This window comes from Acinetobacter sp. V89_4, from assembly GCF_029967875.1.
GTDB classification, from domain to species: Bacteria; Pseudomonadota; Gammaproteobacteria; order Pseudomonadales; family Moraxellaceae; genus Acinetobacter; species Acinetobacter oleivorans.
Genome location: NZ_JASCAI010000015.1, coordinates 1 through 15,997 on the forward strand (window position 1 = coordinate 1; position 15,997 = coordinate 15,997).

Here is a 15,997-nt window from a genome sequence, read left to right on the forward strand (position 1 = left end):
TGGTAGTGTGGGGTTTCCCATGTGAGAGTAAGTCATCGCCAGCTCATTATTCTAAACACCCCCAACTTAACAGTTGGGGGTGTTTCTTTATGTACAGAATTAAATGGGAAAAATAAAACTGAAAATATTATGAAAGATTCATGATATAAATAATAAGAAAATTAAATACTTAAATATGAATAATAAGGGAAAAGCATCTATGATAATTTATGGTGATGTAGGTTCAGGTAATTGTTATAAGATTAAACTATTACTTTCCTTATTAAATATTAAACATAGATGGGTCCACATTGATATTTTAAAAAAAGACACTCAAACAGCAGATTTTTTATTATTAAATCCTAATGGAAAAATACCTGTATTGGTTCTAGATGATGGCCGTGTTTTAAGTGAATCTAACGCTATTTTAGGCTATCTGGCGGAGGGAACAGAGTTTATTGCTAAAGATTCCTATACGAAAGCAAAAATGTATCAGTGGATGTTCTTTGAACAGTATAGTCATGAACCATTTATTGCAGTTGCTCGGTTTATTAATAAATATTTAGGGTTGCCACCAGAAAGAATAGAGGAATATCATAATTTACAACCGAAAGGTCATAAAGCACTATCTATTATGGATAAAGCTTTAGTACAGCATGACTATCTTATTGGAAATCAATTAACTATTGCTGATATTGCCTTATATGCATATACGCATGTCGCGGAGGAAGGTGGTTTTGATTTGCAGCTATATCCAAATATTCAAGCTTGGTGCCAAAGAATTCGAAAATATTCAGGTTATATAGGTATGGGCTAATTAAAAAAGGACTCTATAAGAGTCCTTTTTTTATATAGGAAGGAAGTTTCGAACCCGTGCCAAGTTAGAAATGGGCTTCTAAACCGACATAAGGGCCCTTAAATTCAAATTTAAGATCATTATTATCGTAGTCATCTAAATCAATATTGAGTACGCGATACCCTGCTGTTAAACCAAGATCAATAAGTAGATTATCTGCAAATTTATATTTTACTTCTGCTAATGCGTCTGTGATTCGTGCATCATCAAAGTTCGTGTAGGTTGCTTCACCTTTAGCACTCAAGCCTGTAAATGGAAGTTTGACTTCACCAGATAAATAAGCAATAGGATATGTTTTATCAATATCCACGCGTTTACCTGTATAAGCAGTAATATCACCATTTAGTACAGTTGCACCCAGCCCAGCATCTACACTCACAATATTGTCTAGTAACTCATAATAGAGAATAAAATCGCTATGATCTAAATCAACTTTATAGTTAGCTTGACCTAGAGTTTCTGATTTAGTTTGAGTATCTAAATTTACATAACGTATTTTTGCATTTGGAATAAATGGGATTGGGTGTTCTATTGCCAATGAGAGTTGAGCACTACCTTTTTGATCTAGATCTTGATCATCAGGAAATTGAGAAGACATATTCGCTTTACCATCGTAAAACCAGTAGCCGACATCTCCCTTTACTCCAACAAAATCTGCTTGAGCAAGGCCACTTAAGCCCATCCCGAGCGTTAATAAAGATATTTTTAATATTTTCACTTTGAACATCCGCATAAAAGAAATCTTTGAGCGCATCATATAGACATCTTGCTACAGATGCATTGATAAAAAATATGAGTCTAAAGCATATATTATTAATAATTTTTCTAAGCTAGATAAAATATTAATCATTTCAAATAATTAATGTTTAAATTTTTCATTTGGATGACATTAGTCCTCTACAGATTTTAGTATAAATTTTGTCATATAGAAAATGGGTATTATCAAATTTTAATTGGAAATTAAGGAAGAAATTAATGGATAAGTCGAGTAATTAAATAGATCTTTTTAAGATTTGGAAGAAAATGTCATTGAACAATATTGTCTGACTATTTGATTTAAACGCAAAGATTAGCTGAAAAATAACCAATTGTGAAAAAAACTTAAAAAATTCGTAAAATTTCTGATGGAAATTACAGTAAAAAGAAATAAAAACAGGTATTGTTCAGCTATATAGGGGCAAAAAATGGACAAAAATCTTTAAGGAAGAATTTTCTATTTTTGCTTGTTTGAAATGAAAATAAAAATACTCACAAGGTGCCTTTTATTCTCAATCAAACACAAAAGTATTCTTTGGTTCTTTTTTTGCATGCGGAATAACAATCAACAATAGCAGTAAAAATAAGCAATCTTTTAACATTAGGTGTTTTATGACAGATTCTCGTGAAAACTGGACGTCACGATCTGGTTTTATTATTGCAGCCGTTGGTTCGGCTGTAGGCTTAGGTAATATTTGGCGCTTTCCATACGTTGCTTATGAAAATGGTGGTGGTGCGTTTCTTATTCCTTATCTATTGGCACTCATTACTGCTGGTTTACCGTTACTATTTTTAGATTATGCGGTCGGTCATCGTAGTACTGGTTCACCTCCAAAAGCATATCGGGCCTTATTTAAAGGTGGAGAAACATTAGGATGGTGGCAGGTTTGTGTCTGTATCATTATTGGTTTGTATTATGCGAGCGTTTTGACATGGGCAGGTAGTTACGTTTACTTCTCTATTGGTCAAATGTGGGGAAGTGATCCGGAAGGTTTCTTCTTTAATACCTACCTACAAACCTCAAAAGCGACTGGTTTTGATTTACAGTTTGTAAGTCATTTATTCTGGCCGATTGTTGGAATTTGGGCACTTACTTTAATCATTCTTTATGGTGGGGTGAAAAAGGGTGTGGAATTATCCAATAAAATTTTCATGCCATTATTATTCATTCTCTTCACTATTTTGGTGATTCAGTCATTGCGTTTACCTGGTGCAGTTCAAGGTTTAAATGCATTCTTTACGCCAAACTGGTCAGCAATGATGGACTATAAAGTATGGTTAGCCGCTTATGGTCATACTTTCTTCTCATTATCTGTTGGTTTCGGGATCATGGTTACCTATGCATCTTATTTAAAACCAAAAACGAATTTAACTGGTTCTGGCTTAATCGTTGGTTTTGCAAATGCATCAACTGAGATTTTGGCAGGGATTGGTATTTTTGCTGCGCTTGGTTTTATGGCGCATGCAGCGGGTACTGATGTTAAAGATGTCGTGAGTGGCGGAATTGGATTAGCATTTATTGCATTCCCTAAAATTATTTCAAGCTTAGGCGCAGGGGCTGATTTATTTGGTCTTTTATTCTTCTCTTCACTTTTCGTCGCAGGTATTTCTTCGATGGTCAGTATTTTGGAAGTGCCTATTGCAGCAATGCAAGATAAGTTGAAATGGGGCCGTAAAAAAGCTGTAACGATTATTGGTGGTGGTAGTGCACTTGTATCAATTATTTTATTCTCAAGTGTAAATGCAATTAAGCTGGTTGATATTGTTGATCACTTTATTAATAACATCGGTATTATCGGTGGTGCATTAATTTCAATTATTAGCGTAGCTTGGTTTAAACGTTCAGCTCTTAAAGAACTTAGTGACCATATAAATCGCATCTCAACTATTCAAGTTGGTAAGGGATGGGATTTCACTTTAACGGTTATTACATCTTTAATCTTGTTAACAACACTCTGTATGACTGTTTTTAATTTGATCAAAAATGGCTATCATACTTATAGTATGAGCTTACAAGGTGTATTCGGCTGGGGCAGTGTGATTTTCTGTGCGGTCGTTGCAATCGTGTTAAGCAAAATGAAAGATCGCTAGGAGGATAAAATAATGAATACTTCGGCAATCGTGATGATGGTGATTTCGATGGTGTTTTTATGGGGTGGGTTGGCTTTATCCATTCTACATTTATCGAAACATCCTGAAGAGTTAGATGACGTTTTAGAAGATGTAAAAGATCAGCATACGCTTTGATGCTGATCTAATAAAAAGCAGGCTTTAAGCCTGCTTTTTTTATGCAATTTTTTGAATTTTACAATAATAAAATCCGTCGCCAGACTGCGCTTGTGGTAATAATTGTCGGCCGTGAATTTGTTCAAGTCCCCACTTCGCTTCAATCTTAATTTCTTTTGCATCAGTATGTTCTGCAAAGAAATTTATCATCTGCTGTTCATTTTCAGCTTTTAAAACTGAACAGGTAATATAGAGCAATGTACCTCCAACATTAAGCTGTTGCCACATGTGTTCCAAAATCTGTTTTTGTAGTTCGATCGTTTGAGCTATATCGCTAGATTGGCGCAATAGTCGTATGTCAGGATGACGTCGAATAACGCCTGTAGCGGAGCAAGGTGCATCAAGCACAATACAATCTACTGGTTGTGCAGGTACCCATTGGGTTGCATCGGCTGCCAAAATTTCTGTTTGACTTTGATCAAGTGCTAAGCGGTTTAAATTTTCAGTTACACGGATTAAACGATTAGAATCTTGGTCAATAGCAATAAGCTGAGCCGGTTTAAACTTTTCGAGTAAATGAGCTGTTTTTCCACCGGGAGCTGCACAGGCATCAATTACTGTTTTATTATTTAGATCTGGCAATAATGTTGCACATAGTTGAGCATGTTCATCTTGTACAGAAAACCATCCCTCTTCAAAGCCGGGTAGCTGAGTAATTTGTACAGATTGTTCAAGAACAATACCTGCTTCAGACAGAGTACAAGCACGTGCCTGAATATCTAGACTTTGTAATTTTGCTAAATAAGCATCACGGCCAATATGACGCTGGTTAACTCGCAAGGTTAAAGGTGCGACTTGTTTTAATGATTGGCAAAGAGATTCAGTTTGTTCTCCCCAATCCTTTTTTAACCTTTTGAAAAGCCAACTTGGTAAGCCATGCGCTTGCTGTAAACCTTGCTGAAAGTCATCAGTTTCACGAGTAGCTCGGCGCAAAATAGCATTCACAATACCGCCGAGTGCAGGAAATCCAAGCTGTTTGGTGGCATCTACTGTTTCTGAAATAGCGGCATGTGCTGCAATACGCGTGCATAAAACTTGATAAAGCCCAACATACAGACAGGTTTCAACAGTTTCATTATTTAACGGTTTACTGAGTAAAGGTAGGCTAATTGATTTAAGAGCAAACCATTGGCGTAGCGTACCTAGGACAAGTTCATGAAATAGTGCGCGATCACGTTCTGCAACTTGATTCAGCTGTGTATTTAAAATACTAGCAAGTGATTGCCCTTGCTGGACTTTTAATAACGTCTGAACGACTTGAGCACGTAAGTTAAATCGTGACGAGTTTGATGAAACCTGACTCATGGCAGAATCTGTCCTACGTGAAGTTTTTGAGTTTGCGCTATTTGTTGAGCATTTAATGCCTTACCACCCGGCCACTGTACACTCGTCAAACAAACAAATGTATTTTCACCGCAAGCAACATGCACGCCTTGTTTATCAATTGCAATAATTTCACCAGCTTGGGCATCTGCTTTGCTTTGGCTAGAAACTAAAGAGTTCCAAACACGCAGTGCATTATTTTCATCGAGTTGAACAAAAGCGACTGGCCAAGGGTTGAACGCACGAATATTTCGGTCAAGTTGAACAGCATCATTTGACCAGTCAATACGAGCTTCTGATTTCACCAATTTGTGTGCATAGACAGTTAGGCTTTCGTCTTGGACTTCGCGTTCTGCCAAATATTTTTGTAGTGTTTCTTCTGACTCAAGTACGTCACAAATTGCTTCCGCACCTTGAGCTGCGAGTTTGTCATGTAAAGTCGCTGATGTATCTTCGGCTGTGATTGGACAGTAGGTTTTATACATCATATCGCCTGTATCTAAACCAGCAGCCATTTGCATGATTGTGATTCCGGTTTCTTTATCACCCGTTGCAATTGCACGCTGAATTGGTGCTGCACCGCGCCAACGTGGTAATAGTGAACCGTGAATATTTAAACAGCCATATTTAGGTGTATCGAGCACAGCTTGTGGAAGAATCAAGCCATAGGCTGCAACGACCATCACATCGGCACCTAAAGTTGCAAGTTCTTGTTGGGCTGCGAGCCCTTCTTCTGTAGATGCTTTAAAGTGAAGTGGTTGATAAACAGGGATACCATGTTCAAGCGCAAGCTGTTTTACAGGAGATGGCGTTAGTTTTTGTCCACGGCCTGCTTTACGATCTGGCTGGGTGTAAACGGCGATAATTTCATGGGAAGTTTTTAATAATGCCGCCAATGCTGTTGCAGCAAATTCGGGGGTGCCAGCAAAAATAATTTTCACAAATGCAATCCAAAAAGAGTTTATGGGTAGTATACGTGAAAAACGTTTGAAGCCCTAAACTCATGGCTATTGAGAGATTTGATTTTTAAATAGTGAACAAAAAATTATTCAAAAATTTTTATTGATAAAAAAAGGTTATGAAAAAATAAAAAATTATTCATGTAAGTTTTGCTAAATATTGACTGACTATTACTGTTCTTGGCTTTCCGAATATTATTTGCTTCTATAGAATGGAGAATGATCAAATTATGATGATGAGTCAATATTCCGACTGATCTAACGCTATATCAGTATCATTCAGCCAGAGTGGAAGAAATTCCGCTCAAGCACAACTTGTTGGAAACACTAATGCCTGACTATCGTTCAAAAACATCGACACACGGAAGAAATATGGCTGGCGCACGTGGCTTATGGCGTGCAACAGGAATGAAAGATGAGGATTTCGGCAAACCGATTATTGCGGTGGTCAACTCATTTACTCAATTTGTTCCGGGCCATGTACATCTTAAAGATTTAGGGCAACTAGTCGCAGCAGAAATTCAGGCGGCAGGTGGTGTTGCTAAAGAGTTTAATACGATTGCAGTAGATGACGGGATCGCAATGGGGCATGACGGCATGCTTTATTCATTACCATCACGTGATTTGATTGCTGACTCAGTTGAGTACATGGTAAATGCACATTGCGCCGATGCAATGGTATGTATTTCTAACTGTGACAAAATTACTCCGGGAATGCTCATGGCTGCGATGCGCCTGAATATTCCAGTTGTTTTTGTGTCAGGCGGACCAATGGAAGCGGGCAAGGTCAAGTTCCGTGGTAATGAAAAAGCGATTGACCTTGTTGATGCAATGGTTGTTGCGGCTGATGAAAGTTATACAGACGAAGAAGTTGAAGAGTTTGAACGTTCGGCATGTCCAACATGTGGTTCATGTTCAGGAATGTTTACTGCAAACTCAATGAACTGTTTAACCGAAGCTTTAGGTCTATCTTTACCGGGTAATGGTTCGATTGTTGCGACGCACGCAAATCGCAAGAAACTATTCTTAAAAGCAGGCCAACTTATTGTTGAATTGGCTAAGCGCTATTACGAACAAGAAGATGCAAGCATTCTACCTCGTTCAATTGCAACCAAGGCTGCGTTTAAAAATGCGATGACCCTTGATATTGCAATGGGTGGTTCAACCAATACGGTTCTGCATTTATTGGCTGCAGCAAGTGAAGCAGAAGTTGACTTTACTATGGACGACATTGACGAATTGTCACGTCGAGTTCCTGTATTGTCTAAAGTAGCGCCTGCAAAACAAGACGTTCACATGGAAGATGTTCACCGTGCGGGTGGCATTATGGCCATTTTGGGCGAGCTTGACCGTGCGAAGTTACTTGATGTATCAGTGCCAACTGTACACGAGAAAACTTTAAAAGATGCATTAGATAAGTGGGATATTATTCGTACGGAAGATGCAGATGTATATGAGTTCTATCGTTCATCTCCGGGTGGTGTTCCAACTCAAGTTGCTTTCTCTCAAAATCGCTACTATGCAACTTTAGATGGCGATCGTGAAAAAGGCGTTATTCGTAATGCAGAACATGCATTCTCTAAAGATGGTGGTTTAGCAGTTCTATATGGCAACATCGCGCTTGATGGTTGTATTGTAAAAACTGCAGGTGTTGATGAATCGATCTTGAAATTTACGGGCACAGCGCGTGTATTTGAGAGCCAAGATGCTGCTGTAGATGCAATCTTGGGTCATGATATTAAGGCTGGCGATGTTGTTGTGATTCGTTACGAAGGCCCACGTGGTGGTCCGGGTATGCAGGAAATGCTTTACCCAACCAGCTACCTTAAATCGAAAGGTTTAGGAAAAGACTGTGCATTAGTAACAGATGGTCGTTTCTCTGGTGGTTCATCAGGTCTTTCGATTGGTCACGTTTCACCAGAAGCGGCTGAAGGTGGTGCAATTGGTTTGGTTGAAGATGGCGATACTATTGAAATCGATATTCCAAACCGTACGATTCACTTAAACGTTGATGATGCGACTATGGCGCACCGTCGTACAGTTCAAGAAGCGAAAGGCTGGCATCCGAAAGAAGAACGTAAACGTAAGGTATCAAAAGCGTTAAAAGTTTATGCAATGCATACAACAAGTGCAGCGAAAGGAGCTGTACGCGTTCTATAAAATATTCAATTTTATTAATTGAATAGAAACTATGCATCCATTTGCACGATGAATTATTATCATGCTGATGGGTGCATTTTTTACATCTGTTCGAAAAAATAGGCTTGTAGATGAGGGTGTTGAAAGTCATTCTATGGGTTTGCTATAAAATGATGATAAAATCTTCACCGATGCAGGAATACGTGCAATAACATGAACTTTGTTCTGCATAAGCAGAGCTCTTCAGCATTTTGTATATGAAGTTTCTGCGGCACTTTGTACTGCGATCAAAGCAGTTTTTTGGTCTTGCTTAGGATTTATTTTTTTAGAGGCTCTACTCTCATGTCACTGCTACGCCGTTGGTTTGACCCTATCCGATCGAGTTGGTTTTACCAAAAACCTTCACGTCAAGCGGTGTTACCCACGGAAAATGGTTTAAGTATTTATTTACGACTTGATGATGTGTATAGCTATTTAGCTGTTCAGCAACTGTCTCAGCTTGATGAGATTTTAAGTGATGAACTTAAGCCCTTAAAAATTATTATTTCCCATACCGCTTCTGAACCTCCGAATGGTATGTCGCATGAAGAATGGCAAAATTATTGTTTGAATGATGCCAAAATATTAGCCAAACAACATCGTTTTGCTTTTGATGAATTTCCAGAAATCCCAAGCCAAGAATCTTTAAAACAAGCCGCCGTCATATTAAAAAGAACCCCATTACAAGGTCAGAATTTCTTACATTTACTTGAAGATATTTTTCACATGCTTTGGCAGCAGCAATACGGAAAGCTGCGTACTTTACATGCCATGGCAGTTAAACATCAGCTTCCTCAACATTTTTCAGAACGTATTTTTACGGATGAGCCTGTACCGGCAGCTTACTTTGAATTTGGTGGGCGTAAATATCATGCAGTAGATGATTTATTACGTTTAACCCGTCGTCTAAAACAGCAAAAGTTACTGACTGGCAATCCGATCTTTTTAATTAATCACATCGAATGGCGTGAACATTTAATTAATGATGCTGAGGCACTTACCGAAATTCAGACACTTCATCCTGAACTTGATTTATATATTGCCTTAGAAGATCCAATGAGTTGGCTGTTGCTTGCTTATATTAAGGAAGAACTGGCTGATTATTATGATATTCAATTAAAAGTTTACCCTTTAAGCTACCAAGGCCGAGACTGGTTTGATTGGAGTTTGGCAACACGTGTTTCTAAACGAACAGATGTCGCTTTTACTCCTTTTTGCCGCCCTACCGAAGAAAGTGCGCTTGAAATGGCAAAGCTTTTCTATAGTGTGCAGGAAAATCAGCAAATCGATACGGTTTTTACGATCTTGCAGGCCGTTTGGACAAAAGGCAAAGATTTATCTTTCCAAAAGCATTTCCAAGAATTACAGTATCAGCTGGGAATTGAGCAGTTAACCGAGCAGGATGTGCCAGCTGTTTTGGCACAAAATGATGCTTTTTGCAAAGATAAGCATCAGCCTGATTTGCCAGTTCTAGAGTTACGTATTGATGGGCAAAGTTATGTATTTAATAGCTTGTACCGCGTTTGGATGATTGAAAGTATTTTTAGTAATGTTTTAGAAGAAAAATACAAAACGGCCTCAACTTCTAATTGAGGCCTACTCCTAAAAACAAGAATAGGGCAAACCTGTTTTTTTTCCGTAGCATAACCATGTAGGGAATCGGAGATAAACAGTGACTTTTTTAGTAATTATTATGATGGTGTTTGCCTTTGCTGGCATGATTAAAGGCATGATCGGTCTAGGGTTGCCCGCAGTATCGATGGGCTTACTCACCATCGCAATGAGTCCTTTTCAAGCAGCCTCTTTACTCATTGTTCCTTCAATGGTCACCAATGTTTGGCAGCTTTTTGCTGAAGGACATGTCTGGGCTTTTATTCGCCGTTTCTGGACCTTACTTATAGGCATTGTGGTGGGTTCAATATGGAGTTTTCTACCGACTTTAAGTCAAAGTCATGGGCAGAGTAGTGAAATTTTATTGGGCTGTATGTTGGCTCTATATGGGCTCTATGGTCTATGTGTGAAGAAGCTTCCGCACTTAGGTAAACATGAGCGTTGGCTATCGCCCATAATTGGTTATATTGGTGGGGCAGTGACGGTAGCAACAGGCGTCATTATTATTCCGATTGTTCCTTATTTGCAGTCTTTGCATTTAAAACGTGATGAGCTGGTTCAAGCTTTGGGGCTGACTTTTACGGTGTCTACCATTTGTCTTGCCGTCTTTTTACACCATAACCCGATGTCGGGAGTAACACTGGACTATCGGTTATCTTTTGCTGCGTTGGTGGCTGCACTCGTTGGAATGTGGTTAGGTAAAAAAATTCGCTATCGACTCAACGAGCAGTTATTTCGTCGTATCTTTTTTATAGGTTTGGTGTCATTAGGGCTTTACATGATTTTGCATTAAGCCGTTTTTTCAGGACGATGCTGCAATAAAAAATCTGCAAACTGTTGGTAACTGCTAGGCAGCTGGTTGAAGTTTTGTGTGGCTAAAAGGAGTTTACGATTTGCCCATGCACCTAGCAGTTGGATCGAATGAAAATCATAATCTGATTGCAAACGCTGTGCCGCACGAGCTGGCATAATCGCAATTCCCACGCCTTTGGCAACGACCTCAGCAATTGCACTAAAGTTAGGTAAGCGCAAACGGTACTGTATGTTAAAGCCTAATAGCTTAGCTTGGGTTTCGATGGACTGTTGCAAAGAGTGATGGGGTTTAAGGCCAATAAAGCCATAACTTAGAGCATCTACCAAATTCAGCTCTTGGTGTTGAGCTAAATTGTGGGTAGTAGGGCAAATCAGAACTAAAGGATCACTCGCAAATTCTTTAGTTTGCAAATGTCGGGTATCGAAAAAGCTTGAGACTAGACCGAGACTCGCAATTCCTTGGGTTAATGCATCTACAATTTCTGAGCTTTCTGCCTCATGCAAATCGATATTCATTTCAGGATGAAGCACTAAATATTGCGGTAATAATGTAGGCAAATATTCACTTTGAGCAGAAGAGTTACACCAAAGCGTTAATGCCTCTGTGGTAGGGTGCCTAAACCGCTGCATTTCTTGTTCGAGTTGATATTTTTGTGCTAAAAGCTGACGAGCATGCTCTACAAAAGCATGTCCAGCTGTGGTGAGTTCTACCCCAGTGGTTTGGCGAACAAATAAGGGTGTGTCAAAATACTGTTCGAGTTTTTTTATACGCTCGCTCGCTGCTTGAAGTGAAATAGCAGAGCGATCAGCACCTTTGGTTAGGCTACCAGTCGAGACGATATGAAGAACCAACTGTAAATCAAAAAAATCAAAACGCATGATAGGAACGTATTGAAACGCAAAAATTCATCATACTAAATCGTAATGAAAAAAGGCAGCTTACGCTGCCTTTTTGAATTTAGGTTTTATCTTTTAAACTAAACAACCAATTTAGAATAATGGCCGCAAATGTTGCTGTACCAATGCCACCTAAATTGAAATTACCAAACATTAATTCAAAATTTCCGGCACCTAAGATAATTGTTACAGAAGCAACAATCAGGTTTTTATTATTAGAAAAATCAACTTTGTTTTCAATCCAGATTTTTGCACCAGCAATGGTAATTAAACCAAACACAACAATAGATGCACCTGTTAAAACAGCACTTGGAATCGTACTAATTACCGCACCAAATTTTGGAGATAAACCCAAGAAAATGGCGAAGACACCAGCAATCACAAAAACAATGGTTGAGTAGACACGAGTGACTGCCATGACTCCAATGTTTTCGCCGTAAGTGGTCATCCCCGGTGCGCCAACACTACCAGAAAGCGTTGTTGCTAAACCATCTGCAACAAATGCTTTGCCTAATTGCGGCGTCAGGTTTTCACCAGTCATTGCACCAACAGCTTTAATATGACCTAGGTTCTCTGCTACTAAAATAAGCGCAACTGGCGCAATAATCAGCATAGCCTTAGTATCAAAAGTAGGATGTGAAAAGCTTGGGATACCGAACCATGCAGCCTGTGAGATTTGGCTAAAATCGATTGGTTTACCAAAACCTAGGCCATTGGTGGTGATAGCGTAAATTGCATAAGCCAAAATTAAACCGACCAATAGAAGCAAACGTTGCAATAAGCCACGAGTAAAGACTGCAATACTACCCATACAAAGTACGGTAATTAAAGCCATCCACATTTCAAATGGTTGGCCTGCAACACCTTTAATGGTAACGGGTGCGAGGTTTAGACCAATAATCATCACAATGGCGCCAGTCACCACAGGCGGCATGAGTTTTTCAATCCAGCGTGTACCCGTAAGCATCACAATAAAACCGATAATGGCATAAAACACACCACATGCTACGATTCCGCCTAAAGCCATCGAAAGGTTTGGATTAGCCCCTGAACCTGTAATATGTCCAGTTGCTGCTGCAACCACACCAATAAATGCAAAACTTGAGCCTAAGTAACTCGGAACACGACCACCCGTAATTAAAAAGAACAGGATGGTACAGATACCCGACATTAAAATGGCGAGGTTAGGATTAAAGCCCATGAGTAATGGTGCTAAAACAGTTGCTCCAAACATGGCAAACGCATGTTGAATACCTAAAATAGCACTCTGAACTGGAGGGAGATATTCGTTGGTAGAGACCGGTCGGTGGTCAATATCACCTTGGTAAGGCTGCCATTTTGGAAACCAATTGGACATAAAATAAGCTCGTTATTCTTTAATTGGTGCCATGATACTCTTTCTTGAGAGTGCATTTAATCTCTAGAGAGAAGTATGTTAGTGAAAAGTAATTATTTTTTAACGATTGGTATAATTTTATGAATTCTAAATATAAGGAATTAGTTATTTTTTTCTCATAAAGACTAATTTTTTGATTTTAAAAAAATATTCAAAAAAATAGAAAATCGAGGAAAATTTAAGAAAAATAGAGAATTTTGCAAGTAAAAAGCAGTACATCAAGATGCACTGCCTTGTTAAACAATTGGTAAAATTAGCTTAGCCCGTATTACGTAAACCAGCAGCAATACCCGCAATACTCACCATAAGTGCATGGTCAACAGGTGTGTTCTCTGCCTGACGCTCAGCAAGATAATCACGGCGGCGTTTCATGAGTTCAGCCTGCAAAAGATGCAAAGGAAGTAAGTACGGTTTACGAACTTGCATTGATTGATCAAGAACCTCGTTGTTGCTCAGAAGTTTTGATTCATCTTTCAATTTAAGGAGTGTTTCAACAGCATCTTTTAAGCGCTGACGTAATTGATTACCGAGCACTTTTAAATCTTCATCTTCAGTCAAATGAGACTCGTAATAGAGTGCAATGTTCGCATCGGATTTAGACAATACCATTTCCAGCATATCAATAAGCGTCTGGAAATAAGGCCATTGCTGGAGCATTTCATCAAGCGTTGCTTTTTGCTGATCGGCAATCACTTCATTAATTGCTGCACCAGTACCTAGCCATGCAGGTAACATTAAACGAATTTGAGTCCATGCAAACACCCATGGAATCGCACGTAAAGACTCAATACCACCACTCACTTTACGTTTTGCTGGACGTGAGCCTAATGGCAACATTTGTAATTCAAGTTCAGGGGTAACGGTCCGTAAATACTTCACAAAATGTGGATTTTCACGCACTGTCTGGCGATAAACCTTAACGGAGTGATCTGTCATACGGTTCATGATTTCACGCCACTCGGCTTTTGGCTCTGGTGGTGGTAATAAAGTCGCTTCGAGTGTTGCTGCGGTATAGATTTCAAGGTTTTGCATGGCAATCCCTTCTAAACCGAACTTAAAGCGAATCATTTCACCTTGTTCTGTGACACGGATTGCACCAGAGATCGAACCTGGCGGCTGTGAAAATAGTGCCTGTTGTGTTGGAGCACCACCACGACTAATTGAGCCACCACGGCCGTGGAACAGCGTCAACTGTACGCCGTGTTTTTGAGCAATTGCAGTTAGCTCTTCTTGAGCACGATATTGCGCCCAGTTAGCTGACATGAAACCAGCATCTTTTGCAGAGTCGGAGTAACCGATCATCACTTCGTGTTTACCCTGAATGTGCTGTTTATACCAATGCATATTGAACAGCGTATTCATGGTTGTTGCAGCGCCATCTAAATCTTTTAAAGTTTCAAATAGAGGAACTACACGTAAAGGGTGCTGAATACCTGCTTCTTTTTGCAATAACAACACAGCTAAAACATCACTTGGATATTCAGCCATCGAAATAATATAAGCCCCTAAAGACTCAGGCGGTTGGTCTGCCAAAGTACGCATGGTTGCAAATACTTCTTGGACATCTGGGTGCCCAATCAAACTGCCTTCAGGTTCATTAATATATTTCGGTAAAAGCGGGCGCTTGCTTTGTAATTCCTGAATTAGGAAGTTTTGGCGCGCTTGTTCAGTCCACGATTCAAAATTACCTAAACCTAAATATTCGGTAATTGCTGAAATCGCTTGGCGATGACGACCTGATTCTTGGCGAATGTCGAGTTTAAGTAGTTCAATACCAAAACAGTTCACACGGTAAATAAAGTCGAGAAGTTGACCATTCGCAATTTCAGGTAAGTTGCTGTCGATTAAAGAGCGATAGCACAGTAATAAAGGCTGTAAGAGTTCATCTTTGCTTTTAATGACATTGCTGTCGTCTGCTTCTAAGCCTTGTAGGCGCTGCGCTAACCAGTGGCGAGTCGCTTTTAAGCGTTCGCGTGTAGCACGTAAATATTCACGATAAGGCTCTGCATGTTGGTTACCAATAGCCTGAATCATTTCTTCAGAACAGGTTTGGATCGAAAGTTCCCAACGTAAGTTTTCGATGTCTCTTAGGTAAAGGTCGGCAGCTTGCCAGCGTGATAACCACAGTACTTCTTGGGTAATTTGATGAGTAACATTTGGGTTGCCATCGCGGTCTCCGCCCATCCAAGAAGCAAAGCGTACCGGCGCAATGTTGAGTGGTAAGTTTTGTTGGCAATTATCTTGAACCAACTCATTTAATTCACGAATAAATTTAGGTACAGCATTCCAAAGTGTTTGTTCAATGGTTGCAAAGCCCCATTTTGCTTCATCAACAGGGGTCGGGCGGTGCTGGCGAATTTCATCTGTTTGCCATGCTGAACTAATTTGTTGCTTTAAGTTGGCAAGTGCACTTTGACGCTCTCGAGGAGTAAGTTTTTGCTGATCAAGTTGAGAAAGACAAGCATTGATATCATCATATTTTTGAATGAGGGTACGACGGCTGACTTCGGTAGGGTGTGCCGTAAGTACTAACTCAATATTGAGATCACAAATTTGCTGAAACAGTTTTTCTGTCGAAATACTTTTGTCTTTAAATTTTTGAAATAGGTGAACAAGTGGATTTGGAGAGTTAGCCTCCGAATCAAACTCTGCCTGTCTACGGCTACGCACTACATGGTATTGCTCGGCAATATTGGCAAAATTTAAAAAATGAGAAAAGGCACGGGTAAGAGGCAATAGCTCTTCATCGGGCAATTCTAAAAATAATTGTTCTAATTGCTTTTCGGCTTCAGCTTGACCATCACGTGCACCTTTTGCAAGAGCACGGATTTGCTCGATCTGATTAAACAGTTCTTGTCCTGCATGTTGTTTTAGGGTTTCACCTAACAAATTGCCAAGTAAACGGACATCCTCACGCAGTGGCGCATCGATTTGCTGAACCAT

12 protein-coding genes are annotated in these 15,997 nt (G+C 39.5%); 6 read left to right on the top strand and 6 right to left on the bottom strand.

All coding sequences use genetic code 11. The features are described 5' to 3' along the window. Positions 1–199: 199 nt before the first annotated feature. Positions 200–796: a glutathione S-transferase family protein gene (locus QLG01_RS03110; RefSeq protein ID WP_282495807.1), complete on the top strand. Its 597-nt coding sequence runs from the start codon at positions 200–202 to the stop codon at positions 794–796. Positions 797–860: 64 nt separating this feature from the next. Here the strand turns inward: QLG01_RS03110 and QLG01_RS03115 are convergent, their stop codons facing one another. After that, positions 861–1,562 carry a TIGR04219 family outer membrane beta-barrel protein gene (locus QLG01_RS03115; protein ID WP_081399233.1) on the bottom strand — a complete coding sequence of 234 codons (702 nt, stop codon included), beginning with the start codon at positions 1,560–1,562 and terminating at the stop codon, positions 861–863. A gap of 641 nt (positions 1,563–2,203) precedes the next feature. Between QLG01_RS03115 and QLG01_RS03120 the strand changes: the two genes are divergently transcribed. Both QLG01_RS03120 and QLG01_RS03125 read left to right on the top strand, forming a co-directional pair. After that, positions 2,204–3,682, top strand: coding sequence for a sodium-dependent transporter (locus tag QLG01_RS03120; RefSeq protein ID WP_282495808.1), 1,479 nt, complete (start codon positions 2,204–2,206; stop codon positions 3,680–3,682). Positions 3,683–3,694: 12 nt separating this feature from the next. Continuing rightward, entirely contained in the window at positions 3,695–3,838 is a 144-nt protein-coding gene (locus QLG01_RS03125; protein ID WP_004790262.1) for a methionine/alanine import family NSS transporter small subunit, read from the top strand. Positions 3,839–3,877: 39 nt separating this feature from the next. On the opposite strand, the gene rsmB is transcribed toward QLG01_RS03125, so the two are convergent. Both rsmB and fmt read right to left on the bottom strand, forming a co-directional pair. After that, positions 3,878–5,182 (bottom strand): 16S rRNA (cytosine(967)-C(5))-methyltransferase RsmB, encoded by a 1,305-nt coding sequence (gene rsmB / locus QLG01_RS03130; protein ID WP_192834019.1) that lies wholly within the window; start codon positions 5,180–5,182, stop codon positions 3,878–3,880. Further along, positions 5,179–6,141, bottom strand: coding sequence for a methionyl-tRNA formyltransferase (fmt, locus tag QLG01_RS03135; protein ID WP_192454695.1), 963 nt, complete (start codon positions 6,139–6,141; stop codon positions 5,179–5,181). Before fmt ends, rsmB begins: the two co-directional genes overlap by 4 nt. Positions 6,142–6,489: 348 nt before the next feature. On the opposite strand from fmt, the gene ilvD reads away from it, so the two are divergent. The 3 genes from ilvD to QLG01_RS03150 all read left to right on the top strand — a co-directional run bounded on the left by ilvD (position 6,490) and on the right by QLG01_RS03150 (position 10,741). Next, on the top strand, positions 6,490–8,319 hold the full coding sequence (gene ilvD, locus QLG01_RS03140; RefSeq protein WP_034590616.1) for a dihydroxy-acid dehydratase: 1,830 nt from the start codon (positions 6,490–6,492) through the stop codon (positions 8,317–8,319). A 321-nt stretch (positions 8,320–8,640) separates the two neighbouring features. Further along, positions 8,641–9,930 (top strand): hypothetical protein, encoded by a 1,290-nt coding sequence (locus QLG01_RS03145; RefSeq protein ID WP_282495809.1) that lies wholly within the window; start codon positions 8,641–8,643, stop codon positions 9,928–9,930. 79 nt (positions 9,931–10,009) lie between these two features. Continuing rightward, positions 10,010–10,741, top strand: a complete 732-nt coding sequence (locus tag QLG01_RS03150; RefSeq protein ID WP_199943269.1) for a sulfite exporter TauE/SafE family protein — start codon at positions 10,010–10,012, stop codon at positions 10,739–10,741. On the opposite strand, the gene QLG01_RS03155 is transcribed toward QLG01_RS03150, so the two are convergent. The 3 genes from QLG01_RS03155 to ppc form a co-directional block, all read right to left on the bottom strand. Next, positions 10,738–11,640 carry a LysR family transcriptional regulator gene (locus tag QLG01_RS03155; protein WP_282495810.1) on the bottom strand — a complete coding sequence of 301 codons (903 nt, stop codon included), beginning with the start codon at positions 11,638–11,640 and terminating at the stop codon, positions 10,738–10,740. The two genes, QLG01_RS03150 and QLG01_RS03155, sit on opposite strands and share 4 nt — an antisense overlap. A 79-nt stretch (positions 11,641–11,719) precedes the next feature. Further along, entirely contained in the window at positions 11,720–13,015 is a 1,296-nt protein-coding gene (locus QLG01_RS03160; RefSeq protein ID WP_004790247.1) for a solute carrier family 23 protein, read from the bottom strand. A 297-nt stretch (positions 13,016–13,312) separates the two neighbouring features. Beyond that, the gene (ppc, locus tag QLG01_RS03165; RefSeq protein ID WP_198307341.1) at positions 13,313–15,997 is read right to left on the bottom strand and encodes a phosphoenolpyruvate carboxylase; all 2,685 of its coding nucleotides are present in this window, start codon (positions 15,995–15,997) and stop codon (positions 13,313–13,315) included.

Coding starts and splice junctions, on each gene's coding strand:
- ilvD (WP_034590616.1), top strand. CDS start 6,490: ATGCCTGACTATCGTTCAAAAACATCGACACACGGAAGAAATATGGCT.
- QLG01_RS03110 (WP_282495807.1), top strand. CDS start 200: ATGATAATTTATGGTGATGTAGGTTCAGGTAATTGTTATAAGATTAAA.
- QLG01_RS03115 (WP_081399233.1), bottom strand. CDS start 1,562: ATGTTCAAAGTGAAAATATTAAAAATATCTTTATTAACGCTCGGGATG.
- QLG01_RS03145 (WP_282495809.1), top strand. CDS start 8,641: ATGTCACTGCTACGCCGTTGGTTTGACCCTATCCGATCGAGTTGGTTT.
- rsmB (WP_192834019.1), bottom strand. CDS start 5,182: ATGAGTCAGGTTTCATCAAACTCGTCACGATTTAACTTACGTGCTCAA.
- QLG01_RS03160 (WP_004790247.1), bottom strand. CDS start 13,015: ATGTCCAATTGGTTTCCAAAATGGCAGCCTTACCAAGGTGATATTGAC.
- QLG01_RS03120 (WP_282495808.1), top strand. CDS start 2,204: ATGACAGATTCTCGTGAAAACTGGACGTCACGATCTGGTTTTATTATT.
- QLG01_RS03155 (WP_282495810.1), bottom strand. CDS start 11,640: ATGCGTTTTGATTTTTTTGATTTACAGTTGGTTCTTCATATCGTCTCG.
- QLG01_RS03125 (WP_004790262.1), top strand. CDS start 3,695: ATGAATACTTCGGCAATCGTGATGATGGTGATTTCGATGGTGTTTTTA.
- ppc (WP_198307341.1), bottom strand. CDS start 15,997: ATGGTTCAGCAAATCGATGCGCCACTGCGTGAGGATGTCCGTTTACTT.